Here is a 24,930-nt window from a genome sequence, read left to right as displayed (position 1 = left end):
ACCCCGCGCGGCGCTTCTGGCGGAAGCGCTCGCGACATTCCCTATCGGCTGACGGCCCCAGCTTTCCGTAGCGGAAGCATGACCGTTTCTTGCCGATTCGGTGACGCTTTCTTTGCATATGTTACATTGGTCGATGCGGCTGTGTCGTTCGTCGACAGCTGTAGTCGTTGAGCGACATCTGCTGCGTCCTTGTCGAGCGCGGCGCGCGCATCGGCGCGCCTTGCCCTATCCAGATGATGTCGCCGATGCTCCATAGCTCCCCAGGCAGGACATCGGCGGCAAACGACAACAAGGCCGGTCCTGAAGGGACCCTTGCCGACAGGACCGGCCCCACCGTTCAGTTTGCCCCCAAGAAAGGACCCCACCCCATGTTCGCCCGTGCTCTCGCCCCCGTCGCCACCCGTGCCCTGGCCGCCGCTGCCGCCTCGGCCATCATCTTTTCCGCTTCCGTCCAGGCCAATCCCGTCAAGACCAGCGAGGCCGCTGGCGGCCGCGTCGTCCGCAGCGTCGAGGTTCCGTTCGTCGATCTCGATCTCACCACGCCGGCGGGCGCTGCAACGCTGCAGGCCCGGCTGAAAACCGCCTCGCGCCAGGTCTGCGGTACGCCCGAAACGCCCACCCTGCGCGAGCGCATCGATTACCGCAACTGCGTGAGCGAAACGATCGCCAGCGGCCAGCGCGCGATGGTGACGCTGATCGCCCGCGCCGAAGCCGGCGAGCGTTTCAAGCCCGGCGAGCGCATTGCCGTCGGCAGCTGACGCGCCAAGCCTTTACCACACCCTTGGTAGAAACCCGACTGGACCGGTAGCCCCCAAGCTGCCGGTCCTTTCTTCATGCGCTTTCCCTACGCGCAAAAAGGTCGAGGCGGACGCTAGAGGAGCGCCCGCCTCAGTCCTTTGCGACCCAAAGGACTAGCTCTCAAGCTGTCGTGGCTGGCCCTGAGGCCAGGCGATCAGCGATAGAAGACGTGATTGTCGACCGCGGCGAGGCGCTGCATGCGCCAGCCCGGCGAGACATGACGCGCGTGGAAGAACAGCGCGCCTTCGACCGGGCTGTCCCAGCTGTCTTTCATCGCGATCTGCGCGATGGCGACGGCTTCCTTCCAGTCCTGGCTGGCGGTGGGAATGGCGGGCATGCGGCCGCCGCGAACGAACGAGAACTGGCTGGGCTGATAGACCACGCCGCACAGGCTGCTGGCGAAGCGGCCCGAATCGCGGCGCGCGATCACCACCTTGGCGACGGCGAGCTGGCCGTTAAGGGTCTCGCCCTTGGATTCGAAATAGACGGCACCGGCGAGACAACGGGTTTCCTCGTCGATTTCGGCGGGCATGTCGGACATCGACACGAGCTGCGCCAGGCTTTCGGCCTTGAGCGGCGGCTTGGCGGTCTGGGTGTCGATCTGCTGGGGAGCGGTTTCGGCCGAGGCAGCACCGGCTACGACAGCGGCTTCATCAGCGCTGGAGGCGGTGGTTTCGCTCGTCTGGGCGGGAACCGGCTGGATCATGTCGGCAATCAGCGGCGATGCAAGGGCGGCTGACGCGTCGGTGAGAGAGAAGGTGACAATCGAATAAACTGTCATGGCGGCCATGCTGGCGACCTTGAGGATCTTACTCATTACAAGCTTTGACTGTGCGGTGGATCACCACGGCCGGAACTGGGATCGGGCATGAAAGCCCGGCCGGTTCCGGAAGGGAAACCCCCCGTCTGCGTGCTAGCCCTGTTTTTCTCTGGCCTTGAAAAGCCGGGGAACCATATGAGCCGCCTGCGCGTTGATCGGTGCAGCGGCCCCTCTAGCAGCCGGGATAATGAGTCAACTCGTCTGACCCATTATCGCGTTGAACTGTGCGCGGCTGGCGACATCCAGTTCGATAATCCACAAGTCGGCATCGCGAAGACGGCGTCGTTCGACATATTCGGCCATGCTGCCCTTGCGCGCCAGCGAGCCGGAATCGTCGCTCCACACCTCCTGCCACTCCGCCTGGCCATCGAGCCCGCGGAACAGTTCGAACAGCGCATTGTCCTGTCCGCGAACCGTCCGCGCGATAAGGATCGCGCCCGATACCGGGTCCCCTTTGGCGATGATCGTGGCAAAGCCGCCTGATGCAGCGGTGAGCCGCTTGAGCGCCTCGATCCGCACATGCGTCGCCAGCCGAGGCTCGATCACGGGCTGTCCGCGATCGGCGGCTTGTAGCCTTCCAGCCCCGACAGCGCGATGTGCGAGCGCATGAACGTGCCCGTGCCGCGCGCGATCTCCTCGCCATGGCTGTCCACCAGCCGGGATTCGCCCACCCAGACGCGCCGGCGGCCGCTTACCCAATGGCCCTCGGCATAGACCGGCCCCGCGCGCACCGGCGCGGTGAAATGCAGGTTGAACGCGGTGGTGAGCAGGAATCGGTCGGTGACCAGCGCGTTGCACGCATAGAAGGCGGCATCGTCGAGCATCTTGAAATACAAGGTGCCATGCGCCGCACCGGCCGCATGGAAATGTTCAGGTGTCACATCGAAATCGATCCGCGCCTTGCCCGCTGCCGTGATCGTCAGCCGGGAAGGGAACAGCCGATTGATCGCGGCAGCGGCATAAAGGCGTTCGAGCGCGCGGAAATGCGCCTCTTCACCCGGCCCTGTCGCCCGGTCAGGCAGCGTCACGATCCAGCTCGGCGGTGACCAGCGCATAGATCGCATCAGGGTCATCCGCGCCCTTGATCTTGGCGAGCGTCTTTTCGTCGCGCGTCAGCCGCGAGATATGCGCAAGCGCCTGAAGGTGCATCGCACCCGTGGCCACCGGCGAGAGCAGCGCAATCACCAGATCAACCGAAAGATTGTCGATCGAACCGAACTCGATCGGCTTGCCCAGCCGCAGCACCACCGCCACCGAATGGTCCAGCCCGTCCATCTTGCCATGCGGGATGGCGACGCGGCGCCCGAAGCCGGTCGAACCGAGCTGCTCGCGCTCGAGCAGGCAGCCGAGCACCTTGTCCGGATCCAGCCCGTAGCAATGACCGAACTGTTCGGCGGCCAGCTCAAGCGCCTGGTGCTTGTCCGCGACGCGTGCCGAGATCAGCACCGCCTGCTTATGGAGTTCGAACCATGCCATGACAGTCAAAATTCTCGATTCTGTCGCGCCGCCCCCGATCGTTGCCGAGGCGGCGCGCACGAATGTTCAAAGGATCACCGTCGGCCCTGCCGGGAGGGGGTTGCCTCATCCCGCCGACGCATTGCTGCCGCGCCCATGCACCATATCGCCCGAAAAACCAAGCCATGCGATGCACGGGCGCACAACGCGCCGAAAATATTCAGACGCGCGGTTCGACCCAGCCGATCGAACCATCGGGGCGGCGATAGACCATGTTGTGCCGCCCGGTGCCGGTATTCTTGAAGAACAGCGCATTGGTGTTGCGCAGGTCGAGCATCATCACCGCGTCGGATACGGTGGCGGTGGGCACGTCGACGCGGGTTTCGGCGATCACGACCGGGGCATCGCCCACGACCTCCTCTTCCTCATTGCCGCTGTCGAACACGACATAGGCGGCTTCTTCCTCGCGCGCGGCATGCTGGAACTGTTCATGGCGGCCCTTGAGGCGGCCCATATAGCGGCGCAGCTGCTTCTCGATCTTATCCGCAGCGCCGTCGAAGCCGACATGCGCATCCTGCGCCAGGCCATGGCCCTTGAGAATCAGGCCCTGCATCACATGCGTGACGATATCGCACTGGAACTGGTCGTGAGGCCCTCGGCTGAAGGTGACCTGGCTGGATATCGCCTTGGAAAAATACTTTTCGACAATCGCATTGAGTCGGTCCGCGACGTGCACCTTGAGCGCTTCGCCAGTATCGACCTGATGACCAGAAATACGAATGTCCATGATATTCTCCATTTTTTGGGGCCAGCCGCAGGATCACTGCCGCGACGGGCCGGATCGATATATCCTTGGCGTCCAACGCTAAGGATCGGGTGACGATTCGGGTAAAGACCTCCTTTCCGGAATGATTTTCAGTACAAAGGTTAGCGTGTCGACAGCCAGAGCGGCTGCTTGATCTTGCCCAGGAACTCGGCATGCGCGGCCAGCTCTTCCTCGCTGGCGGCAAACGGGCGCGGCAAGCGGTGCGGACGCTGGACACTGGGAATGAGGCGAGGCCGTGCACCGGGGACGATGGCGGTTTCCGCGCTGTCGTCGGCGAGACCGAGCCCGATCTGGCGACCCCCGGTCAGCTCGATATAGACCTGCGCCAGCAGCTCGGCATCGAGCAGCGCGCCGTGCAGCACGCGGTGGCTGCGGTCGACGCCGAAGCGCTTGCACAATGCATCGAGGCTGGCGGGCGATCCGGGAAACTTGGCGCGCGCCATCGCGACGGTGTCGATCACCCGGCTCATCGCAATGGCGGGCTTGCCGACCATGGCCAGTTCCGCATTCAGAAAGCGCATGTCGAACCCGGCATTGTGCGCGACCAGGGTCGCATCGCCGAGAAACTCGAGCAGATCCTCGACGCCTGCGCCGAACAGCGGCTTGTCGGCGAGAAACGCATCGCCCAGGCCATGCACCTTCTCGGCTTCGGGCGGCATCGGGATTTCGGGATTGAAATAGGCGTGAAAGGTGCGGCCCGTCAGGCTGCGGCCGACCATCTCGATACACCCGATTTCCACCATCCTGTGTCCTTCATCAGGGGACAGGCCGGTGGTTTCGGTATCGAAAATGATCTCTCTCATTTCCGATACTATTGGACCGATTTGCTCATCGTGCAAGGGCCGAACGTAAATTCTGAAGCAGCCTGCGCACCGCCTGTCGCGTCGCCAATTTGGTGCCGCCGGTGGGGATCACCCAATCGGCATGCGCGCGCTTGTGGTGATCAGCCATCTGCAGGTGACGGATGTGCCGCAGGCGTGCCGCGGTCATGCCCGGGCGGGCGAGCACGCGCTTGCGCTGCTGCCACAGCGCCGCGGAGACGACCACGATACCATCGACATTCTGGGTGCCGCCCTTCTCGAACAGCAGCGGGATATCGAACACGATGATCCGGCGCGACCGGTGGGCGCGGACGAATGCCGCGCGCGACCGCGCCACCGCCGGATGCACGATATGCTCCAGCCTCTTCAGCGCCGCTGGATTGCCGAACACCGCCGCACCCAGCTTCGCCCGGTCGACGCCTTGCGGCCCGGTGGTGCCGGGAAATGCCGCCTCGATCGCGGGCAGCAGCGCGCCGCCCGGTCCCTGCAGCACATGCACCTCGGCATCGGCATCGAACACCGGCACGCCCTCGGCGCGCAGCATCTTCGCCACCGCCGATTTGCCCATGCCGATCGATCCGGTCAGCCCCAGCACCATCGGACGGTGACGGTGGTGCGGCGGCAGGCGCTTGATCGGCGACATCATGCCAGCAGCAATGCCCGGAGCTCATCGTCGCGGTTCCGCGGAGGAGCGGCACCGAAGAAGATCTCGAAGGCGAGCGCCGCCTGGCCGATCAGCATCTCGAGCCCGTCAACCGTCTCGAGCCCGCGCGCGCGCGCCGCCTTGAGCAGCCCGGTTTCGAGCGGATTGTAGACGATGTCATAGACCAAGGCGCTTTCGGGCAGCGGCGACAGGTCGAGAACGAGCGGGTCGAAGCCCTTCATGCCCAAGGGACTCGTGTTGACCAGCAGATCGACCTCGCCCAGCGGATCGTCCATGCCGCGCACCTGGCCCTTGAGGGCGAAGCTCGCGAGCAATCCCATCGCCTTGAGCGGGTTGCGCGCATGGATGGTGACGCTGGCGACCTCCATCCGCGCAAGCGCGAACAGCACCGCGCGCGCGGCCCCGCCTGCGCCGATCACCGCGACGTCCGCGCCGGTAAAGTCGCTCTGCCCGAGCGGCGCGTAGAACCCGCCCGCATCGGTATTGGTGCCGAACAGCGCGCCCTGTTCATCGCGCGCGATCGTGTTCATCGCGCCGATGCTGCTGCGGACATCGCCCGGATCGGCGACATGCTCGATCACCGCGATCTTGTGCGGAATGGTGACATTGCACCCGCGCCAGAGCGGATCCGCACGGCGATTGGCGATATAATCCGCCAGCGCGTCGGGCGTGACATGACAGGCACGATAGTCCGCGTCCATGCCCAGCGCCTTGAGCCAGAAGCCATGGATCAGCGGCGATTTGCTGTGCGCGATCGGGTCGCCGATCACCTCGGCATAGGGCTTGCCAGATTGTGTCACCGGGTCTGCTCAGCTCGGCATCAATTCGCGCTGGCGCAGGAAGCCTAGCAGCGGCAGCAGCGGCATGCCCTGGACGGTGAACACATCGCCCTCGATATGGCTGAAAAGCTGGGCTCCCGCGCCTTCGATCTCGTAACAGCCCACCGTATATCCGATGGTTTCCCAGTGCTTTTCCACATAATCACGCACAAAGGCGGTGCCCAGCGGACGCACGTGCATCACCGCCTTGTCGACATGTCGCCAGATCGGGCGACCGCCCTCGACGATGACGGCGGCGCTCCACAATTTGTGCGGCTTGCCCGACAGCGATTCGAGCTGACGGATCGCATCGTCGGGCGTTTGCGGCTTGCTCAGCATCTCGCCTTCGCTGGTTTCCAGGATCTGGTCGGAGCCGAGCACCATCGCCTCGGGCCGCCGCGTGCCGACCCGCATCGCCTTCGCCTCGGCGAGCGCATCGGCAATATCGCGCGGGGATGTGCCCTCGGCATGGAGCGACGCGCGGATCGAGGATTCGTCGATATGCGCGGCCACAACCGAGAAGGGCACGTCGGCAGCATCGAGCATGGCCCGGCGTGCGGTGCTCTGCGATGCGAGTATCAGCATTTCCATCGTCCTTATGCCCGGTGCAATTAGGCTTTATCCACTGGCTCGTTCGTCTGCCGCCTGTTCTCGCGCGCGGCTTCGCGCTCGTTGAACAGGTTGATGATCGCCGCCGCCGATTCCTCGATCGACCGGCGCGTCACGTCGATCACCGGCCAACCATTATCCGCAAACATCCGCCTGGCAAAGGCCAGCTCGGCCTTCACCTTCTCGTCATTCACATAATCGGTTTCGGGGGCCTGGTTCAAGGACAACAGCCGGTTGCGGCGCACCGCGATCAGCCGTTCGGGATTGGTCGTCAGCCCCACCACGAGCGGATGCCTGAGCGTGAACAGCGCGGAAGGCGGCGGGGATTCGATCACGATCGGGATGTTCGCGGTCTTGTAGCCGCGATTGGCGAGATAGATCGAGGTCGGCGTCTTGGACGAGCGCGAGACGCCGGCAAGCACGATGTCCGCCGCTTCCCAATTCTCCCAGTTCTGCCCGTCGTCATGCGCGATGGTGAACTGGATTGCTTCCACCCGTGCGAAATAGGCCGCATCGAGCACATGCTGTCGGCCTGGCCGCGCCTTGGCCGCCTGGCCAAGCAGATTGGACAAGGCATCGCTCACCGCATCGAGCGCGGGCACCATCGGCAGCCCGAGCACGCGGCAGCGCCGCTCGAGCTTGGCGCGGATATCGGGATTGACCAAGGTGAACAGCACGAGCCCCGGATTGGCCGCGACCTCGTCCAGAATCCGGTCGAGATGCGTTTCGGAGCGCACCATCGGCCAGAAATGCTTGATGACCTCGACCGCATCGAACTGCGCCAGCGCCGCCTTGGCGATATTCTCCAGGGTCTCGCCCGTGGAATCCGACAGCAGATGCAGGTGAATGCGGCTCATGGCCATGGTCTGTGGGCAGCGCGGGGATAAATCAAGGCATGATATTGTGGGCAAAACCGGGGATGGTTTTGCTCCCCCCTGACCGGAGATTCCTCACAGGGCTTGTCCACAAGGGAAAGCTTTACCCACAGGCTGTTGATAGTGGGCACAAATTTGCCGACTCGTCAGGCAGCTGCGATTTGGCGACTGTCAATCTGTCGATACATAGGGCAAGAAAGCGTCATGCCGGTTTTCCAGCGGCCTTCTTCAACAGAATCCCTATATAAAGGATATAAGAATTAAGATGGGTGGGGACACAACTCTGACGACGGCGCGCAAGGCGCCCTTGCTCGATTGCCTGAACGGACATGTGGCCAAGGTGCCGCCGATGTGGATGATGCGCCAGGCCGGGCGCTACCTTCCGGAATATCGCGCGCTGCGTGCGGAAAAGGGCGGCTTTCTCGAGCTGGTCTATGACAGCCCTGCCGCTGCCGAGATCACGCTGCAGCCGCTGCGCCGGTTCGCGCTCGATGCCGCGATCCTGTTTTCCGACATCCTGATCGTGCCCTATGCGATGGGCCAGGATCTGAAATTCCTGGTGGGCGAGGGGCCGCATCTGTCGCCCCGGTTGCTCGATCATGCGCTGGAGAGCCTGCAGCCGGTCCCTGAGCGCCTTGAGGCGATCTACGAGACCGTGCGTCTGGTGAAGGCCGAGCTTGCGCCTGAAAAGACGTTTCTGGGCTTTGCAGGGTCGGCCTGGACCGTTGCGACCTATATGGTCAACGGCGAGGGCAGCAAGGACCAGCACGCAACACGCGAATATGCCTATCGCGATCCCGCCGGCTTCCAGGCGCTCATCGACGGAATCGTCGATCTCACCATTGAATATCTGATCGGCCAGATCGATGCCGGCGTCGATGCTGTCCAGATTTTCGACAGCTGGTCGGGTTCGCTTGCCCCGGCGCAGTTCGAACGCTGGGTGATCGCCCCCAATGCGCGTATCGCCGCCGCCATCCACGAGGCGCGGCCCGGCGTGCCGGTGATCGGTTTCCCCAAGGGCGCGGGCGAAAAGCTTGCCGCCTATGCACGCGAAACCGGCGTCGATGCGCTGGGGCTCGACGAGACGATCGATCCGGTCTGGGCTGCCGCCAACATCCCCGCGCATTTGCCCGTCCAGGGCAATCTCGATCCGCTGGCGCTGCTGGCGGGCGGCGAGCAGATGGAAAGTGCGGTCCGCCATATCCTGCGCACGTTCGAGGGGCGGCCGCATATTTTCAACCTCGGCCATGGCATATTGCAGCAGACCCCCATTGAACACGTGCATGCACTGCTTACACTGGTGAAGCAGGGCGTATGACCGCCCTGCCGGATCCACGGCAGAACCCATGAACGAGCTTCTTCTGACAACGGATTATGTTCTCTCCATGCTCTATCTCTGGCTGAAAGCGGCGCACCTCATCTTCGTCATCTTCTGGATGGCCGGCCTGTTCATGATGCCGCGCTTTCTGGTCTACCATCAGGAGGCCGAGCATGGCTCGGAAGAGGCGACGCGCTGGATCGACCGTGAGAACAAGCTGCGAAAGATCATCCTCAACCCTTCGCTGATCATCGTCTGGGTGCTGGGCCTCGTGCTGGCGAGCCAGGGCAACTGGTGGACCGCCGGCTGGTTGCACGCCAAGCTGCTCTTCGTGCTGCTCTTGAGCGGCTATCACGGCTGGATGATCGGCTATTCGAAGAAGCTGGCGCGCGGCGAGCGCAAGCTCACCGGTAAGCAGCTACGGCTGATCAACGAGGTTCCCGGCATCGCTGCGGCGGTGATCGTGATCCTGGTGATCGTGAAGCCGTTCTGAGGGCTGTCTGCGGCCAAACCTCGCGGTTGCGCGTGCGACGATAACCTGTCCCGCTCGGTCTGACCCCGTCGAAGGCTACGCGCCGAGAGCTGCCTCAATTCATCGTCATTCCCGCGAAAGCGGGAATCCCGCTATGCGATCTGCACTTTCGCTGCAAGCCGGACCCCCGCCTTAGCGGGGGTGACGAGTTTATGGTTTGGACCACGAGCGCCGGGCCTTCGACAGGCTCAGGCTGAGCGGAGGTGGCAGCAGCGGGATGCGGACTGGCCGTCATCGCCTCATCGCAGGCCGGATTGACTTTTGCGCAGTCCCCGCTTATCTCCGCTCCCGTCCCGTCCGGGACCTTCGACGACCCGCTTCACCAGTGACCGGATTACCGGTTGGGCGTCCCGCATCTCTTTCCAGACTGCCGCGTTTCCATTTTTGGCGGCACCCTTCCCACGGAATCCTGCACCTCATGCACCTTAAAGAACTCAAGCAGAAAACCCCCGCTGAACTCGTCACCATGGCCGAAGAGCTGGGCGTCGAGGGCGCATCGACGCTCCGCCGCCAGGACCTGATGTTCGCGATCCTCAAGGAACTTGCCGAAGACGGCGAGCAGATCATGGGTCTGGGCACCATCGAGGTGCTGTCCGACGGTTTCGGGTTCCTGCGCAGCCCCGAGGCGAACTATCTCGCCGGGCCCGACGACATCTACGTCTCGCCGAACCAGGTGCGCCGCTTCGGCCTGCGCACCGGTGACACGGTGGAAGGCGAAATCCGCGCACCGCGCGACGGCGAGCGCTATTTTGCCCTGACCAAGCTGACCGCGGTCAATTTCGACGATCCCGATGTCGTGCGCCACCGCGTCAATTTCGACAACCTGACCCCGCTCTATCCGAACGAGAAGCTGCGGCTCGACACGCTCGACCCGACGGTCAAGGACAAGTCGGCGCGGGTCATCGACATCGTCTCGCCGCAGGGCAAGGGCCAGCGCGCGCTGATCGTCGCGCCGCCGCGCGTCGGCAAGACCGTGCTGCTGCAGAACATCGCCAAGGCGATCACCGACAACCATCCCGAAGTCTTCCTGATCGTGCTGCTGATCGACGAGCGCCCGGAAGAAGTCACCGACATGCAGCGCAGCGTGAAGGGCGAGGTCATCAGCTCGACCTTCGACGAGCCTGCACAGCGCCACGTCCAGGTCGCCGAAATGGTGATCGAGAAGGCCAAGCGTCTGGTCGAGCACAAGAAGGATGTCGTCATCCTGCTCGACTCGATCACCCGCCTGGGCCGTGCCTACAACACCGTCGTCCCCTCGTCGGGCAAGGTGCTGACCGGCGGTGTCGATGCCAACGCCTTGCAGCGTCCCAAGCGCTTCTTCGGTGCCGCGCGCAACATCGAGGAAGGCGGTTCGCTCTCGATCATCGCCACCGCGCTGATCGATACCGGCAGCCGCATGGATGAGGTCATCTTCGAAGAGTTCAAGGGCACCGGCAACAGCGAAATCGTGCTGGATCGCAAGGTGGCCGACAAGCGTATCTTCCCCGCGCTCGATGTCGGAAAGTCCGGCACGCGCAAGGAGGAACTGCTGGTGGAGAAGGACATCCTTTCCAAGATGTGGGTGCTGCGCCGCATCCTCATGCAGATGGGCACCGTCGACGCGATGGAGTTCCTGCTCGACAAGATGAAGGATTCGAAGACCAACGAAGACTTCTTCGATTCCATGAACCAGTAATCCTTCAGGGCTGCGACACCCATCATGATGGAACTTTGGAACCATATCGTTGCCGATTTCTCGAATATCGGCTCCCCGTCCGCCCTGGCCGCCTTCGGCCAGGTGCTGATGATCGACGTGCTGCTGGCGGGTGACAATGCCATCGTCGTCGGTGCGCTGGCGGCGGGCCTGCCTGCCGATCAGCGCAAGAAGGTGATCCTGATCGGCATCATCGCCGCTCTGGTGCTTCGCATCGGCTTCGCGCTGGTCGTCACCCAGCTCATGCAGATCGTCGGGCTGATCTTCGCCGGCGGACTGTTGCTGCTCTGGGTTTCGTGGAAGATGTACCGCGAGCTGCAACCGGCGGGCGCGAACGGTGGCTCACCCGAGATCGAGGGCGACGAGCATAGCGGCGTCGCACCGGCCAAGAGCTTTGCCGCTGCCGCCTGGGCGGTTGCGGTGGCCGATGTCAGCATGAGCCTCGACAATGTGCTCGCGGTGGCAGGCGCGGCGCGCGAACATCCCGGCATCCTCATCGTCGGCCTGATCCTGTCGGTCGCGCTGATGGGCATCGCGGCCAATTTCATCGCCAAATATATCGAGCGCTATCGCTGGATCGCCTATATCGGCCTGGCCGTGATCCTCTATGTCGCGGGCAAGATGATCTATGACGGGTTCGTCGATCCCGGCGTCGGCGTGGTGACGCTGTTCAGCTGATCATTCGGTAACGCGAAAAATTTCCTCCCCGCCGGTGTTCGATCCCTGATAGGATCGCGCCATCGGTCGGGGAGGATTTTTCCATGAAGCGGGTATGGCTTTCAGGAATGGTGCTGGCCTGTCTCGCGAGCGGTCCGCTGATCGCCAGGGAGAAGGCGCAGATCGCCGCCTCGGCCGAAATCGGGCGAAACATCACTCTGTTCGAGCTTCCCAAGGGGTCGCGCCCGCACGATGTTGCCCCGGCCCCCGATGGCAAGATCTGGTACACCGCACAGAAACAGGGCGCGCTCGGCATTCTCGATCCTGCCACCGGGCAGGTCGTGCAGGTGCCGCTCGGCCAGGACTCGGCCCCCCATGGGGTCATCCAGGGGCCAGACGGCATGGCCTGGATCACCGATGGCGGGCAGAACGCGATCGTCCGCTACAACCCCGCAAGTGGCAAGCTCGATATATGGAAGCTCCCCGAGGACACGGGCTATACCAACCTCAATACCGGTGCCTTCGACCGGCAGGGCACGCACTGGTTCACCGGCCAGAATGGCATTTACGGGCGCGTGAGCGCCGCTGACGGCAAGGTGCAGGTCTGGAAGGACCCCAAGGGCCGCGGCCCCTATGGCATCGCCACCGCGCCCGATGGCAATGTCTGGTATGTCTCGCTCGCGGGCAGCCATCTGGCAAAGATCGACAGCGCCACCGGCGAGATCAGCGTGATCGAGCCGCCGACGAAAGATGCGGGGCTGCGCCGCGTCTGGGCGGACAGCAAGGGCGATCTGTGGATCACCGGGTGGAACAGCGGCGAGCTCTATCGTTACCGGCCTTCGGCCAAGAGCTGGAAGAGCTGGAAGCTGCCGGGAGCCGCCGCCAAGGCCTATGCGGTCTATGTCGACGAGCGCGACATGGTCTGGGTCAGCGATTTCGGCGACAATTCGACCCGGGTGTTCGATCCGCGCAGCCAGAAATTCGTCCAGCGCTATCCCGGCAGTGGCGAGGGGGCGAATGTCCGCCAGATCCTGGGCCGCAAGGGCGAGGTGTTCCTGCCTGAATCGGGCACCGAACGGCTGATGGTCATCCGGACCGAAAAATGAAGCTCTGGACGCTGTTGCTGGCCGTGCTGGCCGTATCGCCAGGTGTTGCACTGGCCCAGGCTGCGAACCAGGATGGTGAACGCGCTTTCCAGCGCTGCTATAGCTGCCATTCGGTCAAGAAGGGTGAGACTGGTCTAAGCGGGCCTAATCTCGATCAGTTGAGCAAACGCCCGATCGCCGGCGACAGGACCTTTGCCTATTCCAAGGCTTTCAAGACCTTTGCCGCCGCGAATCCACGCTGGACACCCGAGCTGCTCGACCGCTTTCTCACCGATCCCGAGGCACTGGTGCCCGGCAACCAGATGGGCTTTTTCGGCTTGCGCAAGGCCGAGGAGCGCGCAGCGATCATCGCCTATCTGATTGGAGAAAAATAACCGATAAGGTTAAGAAAATTCGTCACCCCCGCGAAGGCGGGGGGCTCGCTTGCCTGAAACCGAAGGCCCGAAGCGGAATTCCCGCGTTCGCGGGAATGACGAGCATGGGTGCCTGAATCAGCTCGCCTTGGCCAGCATCTCGCCCATCTTCTCCCAGACCTTGTTCACCGCCTTCAAGGGCCGCACCATGACCTTGAAGTCCTCGATCTTTCCTTCCGCATTCCAGCGGACCATGTCGACTCCGTTGACCTGGATACCATCGAGCACGAGCGCGAATTCGAGCACGGCGGTGTCGCCGTCGACGATCTGGCGGACATAATGGAAGCTGTCATTGCCCAGCACATGCGCGGCGGCGTGGAGATAGGCGAAGACCTTGGCCTTGCCTTCCTGCGGGGTGTGGACGACGGGCGAATGGAACACTGCGTCGTCCGCCAACATGGCTTTTAGCTTTTCGGGGTCCGAGCCGCCATGCATGTAATCGTGCCAGGCGGCGATTCCGGCTTGTGCGATGCTCATGCCAGATGCTCCGCGAAAAAGGCGGCGGTGCGGCCGTCGGCGAGCTGCGCGCCGGCCTCGTCGCGGCGGTTGCCCATCTCGGCGGCAAAGCCGTGATCGAGCCCTTCATAGTCGTGCAACGTCACCTTGGGGTGATCGTCCAGCCCGGCATGGATCGCCGCCTGCGCCTCGGGCCCGACAAGATGGTCGGCGGTAGGGATGTGCAGCATCAGGGGATTGGCGATCGCGTGCGCTTCCCCGAGCATCTGGTCGATCATCACGCCATAATAGCCGACGCTGGCGTCGATATCGGTGCGCGCGGCGACCATATAGGCGAGCTTTCCGCCGAGACAGTATCCGACCGCGCCGACCTTGGCGACGCCGTCCAGCCCGCCGATGCCGGAACGGATCGCGCGGATCGTCGCCTCGATATCCTTGACGCCGTCATTGGGATCATATTGGCCGAAATAGCCGAACGCTTCCTGCAGCTCGGCCTCGATATCGGGGTCGAGCTCGATACCCGGCTTGATCCGCCAGAACAGATCGGGCGCGACCGCGAGATAGCCCTGCGCGGCCCAGCCATCGCACTTCTGGCGAATGCCAGGGTTCACGCCGAAAATCTCCTGGATCACGATGATCGCGGCCTTTGGCGTGCCTTCGGGCGCGGCGACATAGGCGTCGAAGCTGGCGTCGTGGTCGAAAGTGGCGATGCTGTGCGTCGAACCCATTCTACTCTCCATCATCAATTCGATTGATTTGTGACCCGTTTATACCCACTTTGCCCGTGCTGATAAGCGTGAATCCGGGGCTTGGGGGCCTTTGCGCTGACAAGAGGGTAATGCCATGAAAGTGAATATCGAAGTCGATTGTTCCCCGGAAGAGATGCGCCGATTCATGGGGCTGCCCGATGTCTCCGACGTGAACAAGACCTATGTCGACGGTGTCGTGAGTGCGATGAAGGGCACGAGCAATGTCGACCAGCTGCAGACCATCGCCAAGAATATCGCGCCGATGGGCGAGATGGGCCTGCGCTTCTTCCAGCAGATCATGGATGCCGCTGCCGCCGGGGCTAGCGGCAAGAAGTCCTCGGACTGACACCGCCCCATATTGAACCATGACTGCGGGTGCGACGATCTATGCGCTGTCGAGCGGCGCACCACCCGCAGCCCTGGCGATCATCCGGATCAGCGGACCCGATGCGGGCGTAGCGCTGACGGCGCTGGCGGGCAAGTTGCCCGAACCGCGCCGTGCGTCTTTGCGGAACCTGGGCGATCCCGCGTCGACTGATATTCTCGACCGCGCGCTTGTCCTGTGGTTTCCGGGTCCGGACACGGCCACCGGCGAGGATCTCGCCGAACTGCATCTGCACGGGGGCAGGGCGGTGGTCCGTGCGGTCGAGGCGGCGCTTGCACGGATTGAAGGGCTGCGGCTCGCCGAGCCTGGGGAATTCACCCGCCGCGCCTTTCTCAACGGACGCATGGACCTGGCCGAGGCCGAGGGCCTGTCCGACCTGCTCTTCGCCGAAACCGAAGCACAGCGCGTCGCCGCGATCCGCATGGCAAGCGGGCATCTTTCGCGCCAGGTCGAGGCGTGGCGGCGCGAGGTGCTGCGGCTCTCCGCATTAATCGAGGCCGAACTCGACTTTTCCGATGAGGATGATGTGCCCGAGCATGCCGTCGATGCGGTGGGCGAGGGGATCGGCGCGCTCGCGGGCGAGATCGATCTTGCGCTGGCAAGACCGCGCTCGGAACGGTTGCGCGACGGCATCCGCGTGGTGCTCGCCGGGCCGCCCAATGCCGGCAAGTCGACATTGCTCAACGCGCTACTGCAACGCGAGGCGGCCATCGTATCCGACATCGCTGGCACCACGCGTGACGTGATCGAAGCACCGGTGGCCTTGGGCGGGATACCTTTCGTGCTGACCGATACGGCGGGGCTGCGCGACGAGGGGGCCGAGGAGATCGAGAGCATCGGGATCGCCCGGGCACAAGATGCGATAGCGGCGGCAGACATCGTCCTGTGGTTGGGTGCAGAAGGCGACGGGCCCTCTCATCCTGCCCTGTGGGAGATCGAGGCGCAGATTGATCGCACGGGTGTTCCACGTGAAACAAAGCAGGTGGCACGCCATCGGCTTTCGGCGAAGACGGGGCAGGGGCTCGATGTTCTGGTCGCCGATCTGGTCGCGACAGCGCAGACGTTACTGCCAGCGAGCAACGAGGTCGCGCTCAATGCGCGCCAGCACCGGCTGCTCGGCGAATGCGCCTTTGCTCTCCACGGAGCCGAGGCACAGACGGACCTGTTGCTCCGTGCCGAAGGTCTGCGTCTGGCGCGGCATGCGCTCGATCAGCTGCTCGGGCGCACGCATGTCGAGGACATGCTCGACGCGCTGTTTGGCGCGTTTTGTATTGGGAAATAGTATCTCCCCTCCCGCGTGCGGGAGGGGAGGCTGAGCCCCAGGCGAAGACGGGGTGGGGGAGTTCCGTTTTTCCGACGGACGTGCTGCCCCACCCCGGCTTTAAGGCACCCCTCCCCAAGGGGAGGGGAGAGCGGCAGTCACCCCCTCGACCGAATCCTGCATTTGCTGTATGCGGCGCTCCATGCAGCAATTTGATGTTCTGGTGGTCGGCGGCGGTCATGCCGGGTGCGAGGCGGCGGCCGTCGCCGCACGCATGGGCGCGCGTGTCGCACTGGTCAGCTTCACGCGCGAAGCGATCGGCGAGATGTCGTGCAATCCGGCGATCGGCGGGCTCGGCAAGGGCCATCTGGTGCGCGAGGTCGATGCCTTTGACGGACTGATCGCGCGGGCGGCGGACCAGGCCGCGATCCATTATCGCATGCTCAACAGCTCGAAGGGTAGCGCGGTGCAGGGCCCGCGCGTCCAGGCGGATCGCAAGCTGTACAAGGCCGCGATCCAGACCATGCTGGCCGCACAGCGCAACCTGTCGATCGTCGAGGGCGAGGTTGCGGCGCTGCGGCTTGAGCAGGGCCGGGTGGCGGGCGTCGATCTTGCCGATGGTAGCGCGATTGCCGCGCGCGCCGTGGTGCTGGCGACCGGGACCTTTCTGGGAGGCCGGCTGTTCCGCGGCGAAGAGCGGCTCGAGGGCGGCCGAATTGGCGAACCCGGCGCGAGCCTGCTGGCGCAACAGCTGCGCGATGCCGATCTGCCGATGGCGCGTCTCAAGACCGGTACGCCGCCGCGCATCGACGGGCGCACCATCAATTGGGCGCAGCTCGACGAGCAGCCGAGCGATGGCGAGGCTTGGACGATGTCGCCGCTGAGCCAGGGGCGCACGGTGCCGCAGGTGTTCTGCGCGATCACGCGGACGAACCAGCAGACGCACGATATCATCCGCGCGAATCTCGACCGCTCGCCGCTGTTCAGCGGCGCGATCGGGGCTCAGGGACCGCGCTACTGCCCCTCGATCGAGGACAAGATTCACCGCTTCGGCGATCGCGACGGGCACCAGGTGTTTCTCGAGCCCGAGGGGCTGGACACGCATCTGGTCTATCCCAACGGCATCTCGACCTCGCTGCCCACCGATGTGCAGCTCGCCTTTGTGCGCAGCATGGCGGGGCTCGAGCGCGCCGAAATCGTGGTGCCGGGCTATGCGGTCGAATATGACCATATCGATCCGCGCGCGCTCGACCATCGGCTCGAAGTGCGTGCGATCCCCGGCCTGTATTGCGCGGGCCAGATCAACGGCACCACGGGATACGAGGAAGCCGCGGCACAAGGCTTGGTCGCCGGCATGGCGGCTGCGGGCGCGGTGCTCGAACGCGACATCGCGCTGTCCGATCGCGCGAGCAGCTATCTCGCGGTCATGATCGACGACCTGGTGCTGCAGGGCGTCACCGAGCCCTATCGCATGCTCACCGCGCGCGCCGAATATCGGTTGAGGCTGCGCGCCAACAATGCCAGCGATCGGTTGACCGCCATGGCCATTGCGAACGGAGCGGTGGGGCAGGAGCGCCAGCGCTGGTTCGAGCAGCGCCAGTCGGACAAGGCCGCCGCGCTTTCGGCGCTCGAGCGCCAGGCGAGCTGCACCGAGCTCGCGGCGCTCGGTCTGCCGGTAAAAGCCGATGGCAGCCGCCAGAGCCTGTACGACTGGCTGCGTTTTCCCGCGATCGATCTGGCTTCGCTCACCCCGCTGCTGCCCGAATCTATGGCGCAGTTGCCGAAAGACCTCCGTGCCGAAATCGAGGAGGATGCGGTCTACGCGCCCTATCTCGCGCGGCAGGATGCCGAGCTGCGCGATCTTCGCGCGAACGAGAAGGTACTGCTGGGTGCGGATATCGATTATCGCGCGATCACCGGGCTTTCGAACGAGATGGTCGAGCGGCTCGATCTCGCCCGGCCCGAAACGCTGGCGGAGGCGGGGCGCGTTCGCGGTGTCACGCCTGCGGCTCTGGCTGCCATTCTCGTGCACGCCCGCAAGCGCGCCGCATGATCCTGCATAGCGAGGAAGATGCGCGCGCCTGGGTCGCCGCGCTGCCCGGTGTTTCACGTGAAACAATGGACCGACTCGAGGCGCTCGCCGCCTTCGTCGCGGACGAGGCACGGCACCAGAACCTTGTCTCTGCTGCCACGCTCGCTTCGATGTGGCAGCGGCACATCGCCGACAGCGCGCAGCTGCTGCGATTCGCGGAACCGCAGCCGGATGAGCATTGGGTCGATCTCGGGAGTGGGGCGGGATTTCCAGGACTGGTCATTGCACTACTCGCACCATGTCGGGTGACGCTGGTCGAATCGCGGGCCTTGCGTATCGCCTATCTCGACAGGGCCATCGATCGGTTCGGGTTGAGGGGCAGGGTCAAGGTCGCGGGCAGCGCGCTCGCCAAGGTCGATGGCTTCGCCGCTGATTACATTTCCGCGCGTGCGTTTGCACCGCTGCCGCGTCTGCTCGAGGGGGCGGGGCGCTTTTCCACAGAAAAGACGCGTTGGTTGCTGCCAAAGGGACGCAATGCGCGTGCAGAACTGGAAAGCATCGCCGCGCCGTGGCAGAAACTGTTCCACGTGGAACAGAGCCTCACCGATGCCGACGCCGCGATTCTTGTCGGAACCGGACGCGTGGCGCCGATCGAAAGCCAGAAGGCACCGCGTCGTCAGGCCGTCCGCAGACACAGGAGCAAGTCATGATCCGCATTGCGGTCGCGAATCAGAAGGGCGGGGTGGGCAAGACCACGACCGCGATCAACCTGGCGACGGCGCTGGCGGCGACGGGTCTGTCGGTGCTGCTGATCGATCTCGACCCGCAGGGCAATGCCTCGACCGGGCTGGGCATCGCGCGCAATGATCGCGAATATTCGAGCTATGATCTGCTCACCAACGAAAGCTCGCTGGTCCAATGCTGCGTCCCGACGCAGATTCCCGGGCTCGACGTGATTCCGGCAACGGTCGATCTGTCGGGAGCCGAGATCGAGATGGTCGATCTGGAAATGCGCACGCACCGGCTGAAGGCGGCGATGGACAACGCGCCAGAAGATCGCTGGCAGGTATGCCTGATCGATTGTCCGCCCTCGCTCGGTCTGCTGACGCTGAACGCGCTGGTCGCCACCGATCAGGTGCTGGTCCCGCTGCAGTGCGAGTTCTTCGCGCTCGAAGGACTGAGCCAGCTGCTGCAGACGGTCGAGCGGGTGCAGCAGCGGTTCAATCCCGGCCTGTCGATCATCGGCGTGGTGCTGACCATGTACGATCGCCGCAACCGGTTGACCGATCAGGTTTCCGACGACGTGCGCGCGGTGCTCGGGCGGCTGGTCTTCGATACCGTCATCCCGCGCAATGTGCGGCTGTCCGAAGCGCCGAGCCATGGCATGCCGGCGCTGATCTACGACCACCGCTGCGTCGGATCGGAAGCCTATATCGCGCTCGCACGCGAATTCATCACCCGCATGCCGCGCATGGAAGAGGAAGCAGCCTGATGGCCGAAGAGAATAGCGGTCTGCCCGATATCGCCAAGGCGCTGGGACGCAAGCGGCCGAGCGGGCTGGGGCGGGGCCTCAATGCGCTGCTCGGCGAAGTCGGGCGCGAGGAGCCGCTGGTGCGGCGCGACGAGGGCGGCGAGGGACAGCCCGGTTCTGCCACTGGCCTGCGCACGCTGCCGCTGGCCGAGATCCGCCCGCACCCCGGCCAGCCGCGCCGCTATTTCGACGAGGAAGCACTCGATGATCTCGCGCGCTCGATCGCGCAGCGCGGGGTGATCCAGCCGGTCATCGTCCGCCCGCGCAAGGGCGGGGGCTACGAGCTGGTCGCGGGCGAACGCCGCTGGCGCGCGGCGCAGCGCGCCCGGCTGCACGAGATCCCGGCGATCGTCCGCGAGCTCAGCGATCCCGATACCCTGGCACTGGCGCTGATCGAGAACATCCAGCGTGAGGACCTCAACCCGGTCGAGGAGGCCGAGGCCTATCAGCGGCTGGTCGGCGATCAGGGCTATACCCCGGTCGAGGTCGCGCGGATGGTCGACAAGTCGCGCAGCCATATCGCAAACCTGATGCGCCTGCTCGCGTTGCCGCAGCCGGTGCTCAAGATGGTCGCCGACAAGAGCCTGAGCATGGGCCATGCCCGCGCGCTGATCAACGTGCCCGATGCCGAGACCATCGCGGCGGAAGTGGTCGATCGCGGGCTTTCGGTGCGCGAGGTCGAGAAGCTGGTGCGCCGTGCGCGCAGCGATGCGGGCGGCAAGTCGGGCGGCAAGGTGCGTTCTGGCGGAGCGGGCGATCCGGCGAGCAATGCCGATATCGAGGCGGTCGAGCGGCATCTCGAAGACCTGCTCGGCCTCAAGGTCAAGATCAGCAGCGAGGCCAACCAGCGCAGCGGTAGCGTGACCATCCGCTATGGCAATCTCGACCAGCTCGACCTGATCTGTCAGCGGCTTTCTGGCGAGATTATTTAGTCTTTTCAGTTATTTAATATGTCATTCCCGCGAACGCGGGAATCCCGCTTCTTCTGGCGCCGGTAAGGAAAGCGGGACCCCCGCCTGCGCGGGGGTGACGATGAAGGGGGGCAGGGGCAGAACCTTCAGCCCCGCTCGACCACGTTGAGTTCGTTGATCGCCTTGTGCACCCGCGCCTCGATCTCCTCGCGTGAAAGCCCTGCGGGAATCATCTCGCCGAACTTGTAGATGATTACGCCGGGGCGTTTGATGAAGCCGCGCCGGGGATAGAGATGCCCGCTCGCCAGCGCGATCGGCACCACCGGCAGCTTGGCGAGCTTGTACAGCCCGGCAAAGCCCGCCTGGAGCGGCGGCTGCTCGCCTGGCGGGGTGCTGGTGCCTTCGGGATAGATCACGATCGATCGCCCTTCGGCGACGAAACGACGCACCTCTGCCATCATGTTGCGCAGCGCCACCGCGCCGCCCGCCCGATCGATGAAGATCATGCCATAGGTGCGCGCGATATGGCTCCATAGCGGAATGCGCGACAGCTCGATCTTGGCGACGACGGCCGGCCGGTTGAAGATGCGCAGCAGTTCGATCGTCTCGAAAAAGCTCTCGTGCTTGATGGCATAGAGCACCTGGCCCTGCGGTATCGGCCCTTCGATGCGCACGCGGATACCCAGAAACGTCCGGGCGCAGCAATAATGATACATGCCCCAGCCGCGCGCCATGCTCTGCAGCCGGTGGCGTGAGAAGGGCAGGATGATGAAGGCGATGATGACGATGAACACCGATCCGCCGTAAAAGGCGATGGTGAACAGGATCGACCGGAGGATCGCCAGCAGCGTGCGTGCCATGATCAAACCCCGAACAGCCCGGCGATGACGCGCAGCACCAGCTTGTTATATTCGCGCCACAGCGTCATCAGGCTGGGCTTGCTCGCGACCGCATCGGGATAGATGGCGATATCGTCGGGCAGCGCGCGGTGCAGCTCGTATTCGGCGCGGCGCATGTGCCAGTCGGTGGTGACCAGCCGGACCGACTTGACCTTGCGCTGCTTGGCCCAGCGCGCGGTTTCCAGCCCGTTCGAGCGCGTGTCATAGGCGCGAAAGCCGAGATCGACGCAGCAGTCGAATAGCGCCACCGATCCCGGAAAGCGCGCGCTGAGCTCTGCCGGACGAACATCGCGGTCGACGCCCGAAATCAGCATGCGCTCGGCCCATTTGTTGCGCAGCGCCTCCAGCCCGCGATCAATGCGCATCGGGCCGCCGGTGGGCACCACCACGGCGTCGGTCCGCTGGTCGCCCAATGGCTGGGGCAGCAGGATCGCGAACCAGGCAAAGCCCAGGATCCAGGCCAGCAGCACCGATGACAACAGGCGAACGATCACAGCTTCTTCCTGAGCGCGCCGAGCACCGTCACCCGCGCGGTGAACACAGCGAGCGCAATACCCGCTATCGGCACAGTTGCAAGCTGCAGCCAGTCGATCGGGCCGAACGATCCGGCAGAAATCAGCCCCGAATCGAGCCTGGCGGCGGCGCGCCCGAGCATCCAGAGCACCGGCGCGGCAAGCAGGCAGCCGATCAGCGCCCCCATGGCGGCATCGAGCGCGATGCGACGCTGGAACAGCCGCGCGATCTGCTGATGCGTGCTGCCGAGCAGGTGCATGATGTCGATCGTCTCGGAATGCGCGGCAAAGCTGCTGCGGGCCGAGAGCATGACCGAAGCGGTGGTGGCGAGCGCGAGCAGCGCGACCAGCGCGATCGCCAGCCAGCGCAGCGTCCCGATCAGATCGAACACCGGTTTCAGCCACTGGCCATGCGCATCGATCCGCGCATCGGGCGCGACGGACCTCATCGCGCGGCGCAGCCGGGTCAGCGTGGCACCATCGGCCTCGGCGCGAAAATCGACATCGATCAGCGCGGGCAGGGGGATGTCGCGGCTGACCGCGCCGCTGCCCAGCCATGGCGTCAGCAGCGCGCGAACCTCGGCCTCGCTCACCTGGGTGACGCCAGCAATCGCCCGGTCGGAGCGCAGCAGCGCCTCGGCCGCCAGCGCCTGTTTCTGCCGTGCCTCGGCATCGGCATTGACGATCTGCACCGTCGCGCGCCCGGCCAGATCGGCATTGATCTGCCGCGCCGCGCTGCCCAGCGCCAGCGCGGCGGCGGCCGCGAGCAGCGTCAGGAACAGCATCACCGCGATCACCCAGGGCATCGGCCCGGTCAGCCGCGCCTGCGGGATCAGCCGGCGGTCATGGCCGGTGGGGAAGAGCGCGCCGAGCATCAGCGTGTCTCGCCGGGCTTGCCGGGCATGTCGGCCCAGCCGGTCATGTCGGACGGGCGCGGCGGATAGCGCAGTGCGCCGGTGGGGTCGGACAGCCGCCCGCCTTCCAGCCGCATCATCTGCGCGCGCTTGATCCGCGTCATCAGGTGCACGTCGTGCGTCGCGACGATGATCGTGGTGCCCATGCGATTGAGCGCCTCGAACAGCCGCAGCAGCTTGACCGCCATATCGGGATCGACATTGCCCGTGGGTTCGTCGGCGACGAGAATATCGGGCCGGGTGATGACCGCGCGGGCGATCGCGACGCGCTGCTGCTCGCCGCCCGAAAGCGTCGCGGGCAGGGCATCGCCGCGTGCGCTCAATCCCACCCAGTCGAGGATTTCGCGCACGGGCGTCGCGATATCGGCATCGCGCATACCCGCGATGCGCAGCGGCAGTGCGATATTGTCGAACGCGGACAGGTGCGGCACCAGCCGGAAATCCTGGAAGACGACGCCGATGCGGCGGCGAAAGCCCGGCAACCGGTCGCGCGCCAGCGTCATGAGGTCGCTGCCGAACAGCCGGATCATCCCGCGGCTGGGTCGCTGCGCCAGATAGAGCAGCTTGAGCAGCGAGGACTTGCCCGCGCCCGACGGTCCGGTGAGGAAATAGAACTGGCCCGAGAACAGCGTGAACGAGAGGTCGATCAGCGCCTCGGGCCCGGTGCCATAGCGCAGCCCCACATTCTCGAACTGGACGATGCTTTCGACCGAAGGGGCCATCTGCGGGGCGCTCATGCAGCGGCGATAGCGCGGCGCGGCCCAAACAGGCAATGGGAATGCGCACCCTCACGTCACCCGCACTGCCAAATCCCGCTGCCATGGCGTCAAGCCGTTGAAAAACCGCCCTTGCGCGCAATCAGCAGTGGAAAACATGGGGTGACCACCTTTGCAGGCGGTCCAAGCCCCTTGCGGCGATTCGCCCATCATGGTTAGAAACGCCATGATTATTGCGTGCCCTGCGTGCAACACCCGCTATGCGGTTCCCGACAGCGCCATCGGTATCGATGGACGATCGGTGCGTTGCGCCAAGTGCGGGCACAGCTGGTTCCAGCATGGTCCCGACGTTCCCGCGCCGGAGTCGGTCGCCGACCCGGCAGTGCAGCCTGCGCCCACGCCCGCACCTGCGCCGGTCGCGGAACCGGCAGCACCTGCCGCTTCGGCAGTAGCGCCGGTCGAATCCGAGCCGGGACCGGCTGCCCCAGTGCCTGCGCCGCCGCCGGCAGCGAGCCCGGAGCCGCCGATGGTCGCGCCGGTGCCGGTCGAGCCCGAATCCACGCGCGAGCCGGAACCCGAGTTGCCGCCACTGCCCCGGCCGGTTCCTCCGGTCGACCGTCCGATCGTGGCGAGCTATGCCGACGACGCGCTGGCGGATCGGCCGAGCAGCTTCAGCCACGAACCGCCCTTCCGCCCGCGCCGCAACCCGGCCAAGCTGTGGATGATCGGCGCGGTCGCCTTTGCGCTGCTCGCATCGGGCGCGGCCGTCGCGATCCAGACCTTCGGCCTGCCAGGCTTCATCGCCGATTACAGCCTGCCCTTTGCCGAGGTGGAGCCCGATCTGGTGATCGATTTCCCGCCCAAGAAGCAGGAACGGCGCACGCTGCCCAACGGCACCGAATATTTCAGTGCGTCGGGCACGATCCGGAATCTGAGCCAGCGCGCGCAGGACGTGCCGCCGATGCTGGTGGTGCTGCGCGATGCGCAGGACCGGGTGGTGTTCAACTGGATCATCAACCCGCCGGTCGAGAAGCTCGAGCCCGGCCAGTCGGCCGATTTCCGCCAGGCGATGGTCGACGTTCCGCGCTCTGCCACCTCGGCCGAGATCGCCTGGGCCAAGCGCAACTGATCGCACGCGCTGCCTGACAGGCACACGAGA

The 24,930-nt window shown here is 64.8% G+C and carries 30 protein-coding genes; 14 read left to right on the top strand and 16 right to left on the bottom strand.

The features are described 5' to 3' along the window. Positions 1-368 precede the first annotated feature (368 nt). Positions 369-758, top strand: coding sequence for a UrcA family protein (locus AX735_RS07310; protein ID WP_023839452.1), 390 nt, complete (start codon positions 369-371; stop codon positions 756-758). A 194-nt stretch (positions 759-952) separates the two neighbouring features. On the opposite strand, the gene AX735_RS07305 is transcribed toward AX735_RS07310, so the two are convergent. The 10 genes from AX735_RS07305 to AX735_RS07260 all read right to left on the bottom strand — a co-directional run bounded on the left by AX735_RS07305 (position 953) and on the right by AX735_RS07260 (position 7,668). Continuing rightward, a complete protein-coding gene (locus tag AX735_RS07305; protein ID WP_060977958.1) occupies positions 953-1,615 on the bottom strand; it encodes a cell wall hydrolase in 663 nt (220 codons plus the stop codon). A gap of 195 nt (positions 1,616-1,810) precedes the next feature. Continuing rightward, positions 1,811-2,164 (bottom strand): DUF1491 family protein, encoded by a 354-nt coding sequence (locus AX735_RS07300; RefSeq protein WP_066277906.1) that lies wholly within the window; start codon positions 2,162-2,164, stop codon positions 1,811-1,813. Further along, entirely contained in the window at positions 2,161-2,673 is a 513-nt protein-coding gene (locus AX735_RS07295; RefSeq protein ID WP_066277904.1) for a PaaI family thioesterase, read from the bottom strand. The genes AX735_RS07300 and AX735_RS07295 overlap by 4 nt, the downstream gene beginning before the upstream one ends. Then, entirely contained in the window at positions 2,633-3,094 is a 462-nt protein-coding gene (locus AX735_RS07290) for a PTS sugar transporter subunit IIA (RefSeq protein WP_066277903.1), read from the bottom strand. Before AX735_RS07290 ends, AX735_RS07295 begins: the two co-directional genes overlap by 41 nt. Positions 3,095-3,293: 199 nt before the next feature. After that, positions 3,294-3,860: a ribosome hibernation-promoting factor, HPF/YfiA family gene (gene hpf, locus AX735_RS07285; protein ID WP_066278034.1), complete on the bottom strand. Its 567-nt coding sequence runs from the start codon at positions 3,858-3,860 to the stop codon at positions 3,294-3,296. 140 nt (positions 3,861-4,000) lie between these two features. Beyond that, positions 4,001-4,702, bottom strand: a complete 702-nt coding sequence (gene dnaQ, locus AX735_RS07280; RefSeq protein ID WP_066277899.1) for a DNA polymerase III subunit epsilon — start codon at positions 4,700-4,702, stop codon at positions 4,001-4,003. Positions 4,703-4,727: 25 nt separating this feature from the next. Beyond that, positions 4,728-5,366, bottom strand: coding sequence for a dephospho-CoA kinase (coaE, locus tag AX735_RS07275; protein WP_171007768.1), 639 nt, complete (start codon positions 5,364-5,366; stop codon positions 4,728-4,730). Continuing rightward, positions 5,363-6,184 (bottom strand): shikimate dehydrogenase, encoded by an 822-nt coding sequence (aroE, locus tag AX735_RS07270; RefSeq protein WP_066277896.1) that lies wholly within the window; start codon positions 6,182-6,184, stop codon positions 5,363-5,365. The genes coaE and aroE overlap by 4 nt, the downstream gene beginning before the upstream one ends. Before the next feature lie 9 nt (positions 6,185-6,193). Beyond that, positions 6,194-6,787, bottom strand: coding sequence for a Maf family protein (locus tag AX735_RS07265; protein ID WP_082750993.1), 594 nt, complete (start codon positions 6,785-6,787; stop codon positions 6,194-6,196). Positions 6,788-6,813: 26 nt separating this feature from the next. Next, on the bottom strand, positions 6,814-7,668 hold the full coding sequence (locus tag AX735_RS07260; protein WP_066278028.1) for a pyruvate, water dikinase regulatory protein: 855 nt from the start codon (positions 7,666-7,668) through the stop codon (positions 6,814-6,816). Between the two features lie 283 nt (positions 7,669-7,951). Between AX735_RS07260 and hemE the strand changes: the two genes are divergently transcribed. The 6 genes from hemE (at position 7,952) to AX735_RS07230 (ending at position 13,366) form a co-directional block, all read left to right on the top strand. Beyond that, the gene (gene hemE / locus AX735_RS07255; protein ID WP_066277890.1) at positions 7,952-9,004 is read left to right on the top strand and encodes a uroporphyrinogen decarboxylase; all 1,053 of its coding nucleotides are present in this window, start codon (positions 7,952-7,954) and stop codon (positions 9,002-9,004) included. A gap of 28 nt (positions 9,005-9,032) precedes the next feature. Next, positions 9,033-9,497: a CopD family protein gene (locus tag AX735_RS07250; protein ID WP_082750989.1), complete on the top strand. Its 465-nt coding sequence runs from the start codon at positions 9,033-9,035 to the stop codon at positions 9,495-9,497. Between the two features lie 457 nt (positions 9,498-9,954). After that, positions 9,955-11,211 (top strand): transcription termination factor Rho, encoded by a 1,257-nt coding sequence (gene rho / locus AX735_RS07245; protein ID WP_060977948.1) that lies wholly within the window; start codon positions 9,955-9,957, stop codon positions 11,209-11,211. A 24-nt stretch (positions 11,212-11,235) separates the two neighbouring features. After that, positions 11,236-11,907, top strand: a complete 672-nt coding sequence (locus AX735_RS07240) for a TerC family protein (RefSeq protein WP_066277887.1) — start codon at positions 11,236-11,238, stop codon at positions 11,905-11,907. An 83-nt stretch (positions 11,908-11,990) separates the two neighbouring features. Next, positions 11,991-12,992 (top strand): virginiamycin B lyase family protein, encoded by a 1,002-nt coding sequence (locus tag AX735_RS07235; RefSeq protein WP_082750988.1) that lies wholly within the window; start codon positions 11,991-11,993, stop codon positions 12,990-12,992. 23 nt (positions 12,993-13,015) lie between these two features. Then, positions 13,016-13,366 carry a c-type cytochrome gene (locus AX735_RS07230; RefSeq protein ID WP_231750052.1) on the top strand — a complete coding sequence of 117 codons (351 nt, stop codon included), beginning with the start codon at positions 13,016-13,018 and terminating at the stop codon, positions 13,364-13,366. Positions 13,367-13,483: 117 nt separating this feature from the next. On the opposite strand, the gene AX735_RS07225 is transcribed toward AX735_RS07230, so the two are convergent. Together AX735_RS07225 and AX735_RS07220 are read right to left on the bottom strand one after the other, a co-directional pair. Further along, a complete protein-coding gene (locus AX735_RS07225) occupies positions 13,484-13,882 on the bottom strand; it encodes a nuclear transport factor 2 family protein (RefSeq protein ID WP_066277878.1) in 399 nt (132 codons plus the stop codon). Next, positions 13,879-14,589 carry a dienelactone hydrolase family protein gene (locus AX735_RS07220; RefSeq protein ID WP_066277875.1) on the bottom strand — a complete coding sequence of 237 codons (711 nt, stop codon included), beginning with the start codon at positions 14,587-14,589 and terminating at the stop codon, positions 13,879-13,881. The genes AX735_RS07225 and AX735_RS07220 overlap by 4 nt, the downstream gene beginning before the upstream one ends. 115 nt (positions 14,590-14,704) lie before the next feature. On the opposite strand from AX735_RS07220, the gene AX735_RS07215 reads away from it, so the two are divergent. The 6 genes from AX735_RS07215 (at position 14,705) to AX735_RS07190 (ending at position 20,751) form a co-directional block, all read left to right on the top strand. Beyond that, positions 14,705-14,956 (top strand): DUF6489 family protein, encoded by a 252-nt coding sequence (locus AX735_RS07215; protein WP_060977942.1) that lies wholly within the window; start codon positions 14,705-14,707, stop codon positions 14,954-14,956. A gap of 19 nt (positions 14,957-14,975) precedes the next feature. Continuing rightward, positions 14,976-16,277: a tRNA uridine-5-carboxymethylaminomethyl(34) synthesis GTPase MnmE gene (gene mnmE / locus AX735_RS07210; RefSeq protein WP_066277872.1), complete on the top strand. Its 1,302-nt coding sequence runs from the start codon at positions 14,976-14,978 to the stop codon at positions 16,275-16,277. A 181-nt stretch (positions 16,278-16,458) separates the two neighbouring features. Continuing rightward, complete coding sequence (mnmG, locus tag AX735_RS07205) at positions 16,459-18,309, top strand: tRNA uridine-5-carboxymethylaminomethyl(34) synthesis enzyme MnmG (RefSeq protein WP_066277869.1); 1,851 nt, start codon at positions 16,459-16,461, stop codon at positions 18,307-18,309. Further along, complete coding sequence (locus tag AX735_RS07200; protein ID WP_066277866.1) at positions 18,306-18,998, top strand: 16S rRNA (guanine(527)-N(7))-methyltransferase RsmG; 693 nt, start codon at positions 18,306-18,308, stop codon at positions 18,996-18,998. The genes mnmG and AX735_RS07200 overlap by 4 nt, the downstream gene beginning before the upstream one ends. Continuing rightward, positions 18,995-19,780: a ParA family protein gene (locus AX735_RS07195; protein WP_066277863.1), complete on the top strand. Its 786-nt coding sequence runs from the start codon at positions 18,995-18,997 to the stop codon at positions 19,778-19,780. The genes AX735_RS07200 and AX735_RS07195 overlap by 4 nt, the downstream gene beginning before the upstream one ends. Then, entirely contained in the window at positions 19,780-20,751 is a 972-nt protein-coding gene (locus tag AX735_RS07190) for a ParB/RepB/Spo0J family partition protein (protein WP_066277858.1), read from the top strand. Before AX735_RS07195 ends, AX735_RS07190 begins: the two co-directional genes overlap by 1 nt. A gap of 125 nt (positions 20,752-20,876) precedes the next feature. Here the strand turns inward: AX735_RS07190 and AX735_RS07185 are convergent, their stop codons facing one another. From AX735_RS07185 to ftsE, 4 genes are read right to left on the bottom strand one after another with little or no spacing between them, the layout of a single operon-like run. Next, positions 20,877-21,590 (bottom strand): lysophospholipid acyltransferase family protein, encoded by a 714-nt coding sequence (locus AX735_RS07185; RefSeq protein WP_066277856.1) that lies wholly within the window; start codon positions 21,588-21,590, stop codon positions 20,877-20,879. Between the two features lie 2 nt (positions 21,591-21,592). Beyond that, positions 21,593-22,123, bottom strand: coding sequence for a YdcF family protein (locus tag AX735_RS07180; RefSeq protein ID WP_066277853.1), 531 nt, complete (start codon positions 22,121-22,123; stop codon positions 21,593-21,595). Continuing rightward, positions 22,120-23,016 carry a cell division protein FtsX gene (locus AX735_RS07175; RefSeq protein WP_066277846.1) on the bottom strand — a complete coding sequence of 299 codons (897 nt, stop codon included), beginning with the start codon at positions 23,014-23,016 and terminating at the stop codon, positions 22,120-22,122. The genes AX735_RS07180 and AX735_RS07175 overlap by 4 nt, the downstream gene beginning before the upstream one ends. After that, positions 23,016-23,777, bottom strand: coding sequence for a cell division ATP-binding protein FtsE (ftsE, locus tag AX735_RS07170; RefSeq protein ID WP_066278017.1), 762 nt, complete (start codon positions 23,775-23,777; stop codon positions 23,016-23,018). The genes AX735_RS07175 and ftsE overlap by 1 nt, the downstream gene beginning before the upstream one ends. A 220-nt stretch (positions 23,778-23,997) precedes the next feature. Between ftsE and AX735_RS07165 the strand changes: the two genes are divergently transcribed. After that, positions 23,998-24,900, top strand: coding sequence for an MJ0042-type zinc finger domain-containing protein (locus AX735_RS07165; RefSeq protein ID WP_066277842.1), 903 nt, complete (start codon positions 23,998-24,000; stop codon positions 24,898-24,900). Positions 24,901-24,930: the final 30 nt, after the last annotated feature.

The organism is Blastomonas sp. CCH1-A6 (genome assembly GCF_001556365.1).
GTDB classification, from domain to species: Bacteria; Pseudomonadota; Alphaproteobacteria; order Sphingomonadales; family Sphingomonadaceae; genus Blastomonas; species Blastomonas ursincola.
This window is presented reverse-complemented; position numbering and strand designations above follow the sequence as displayed.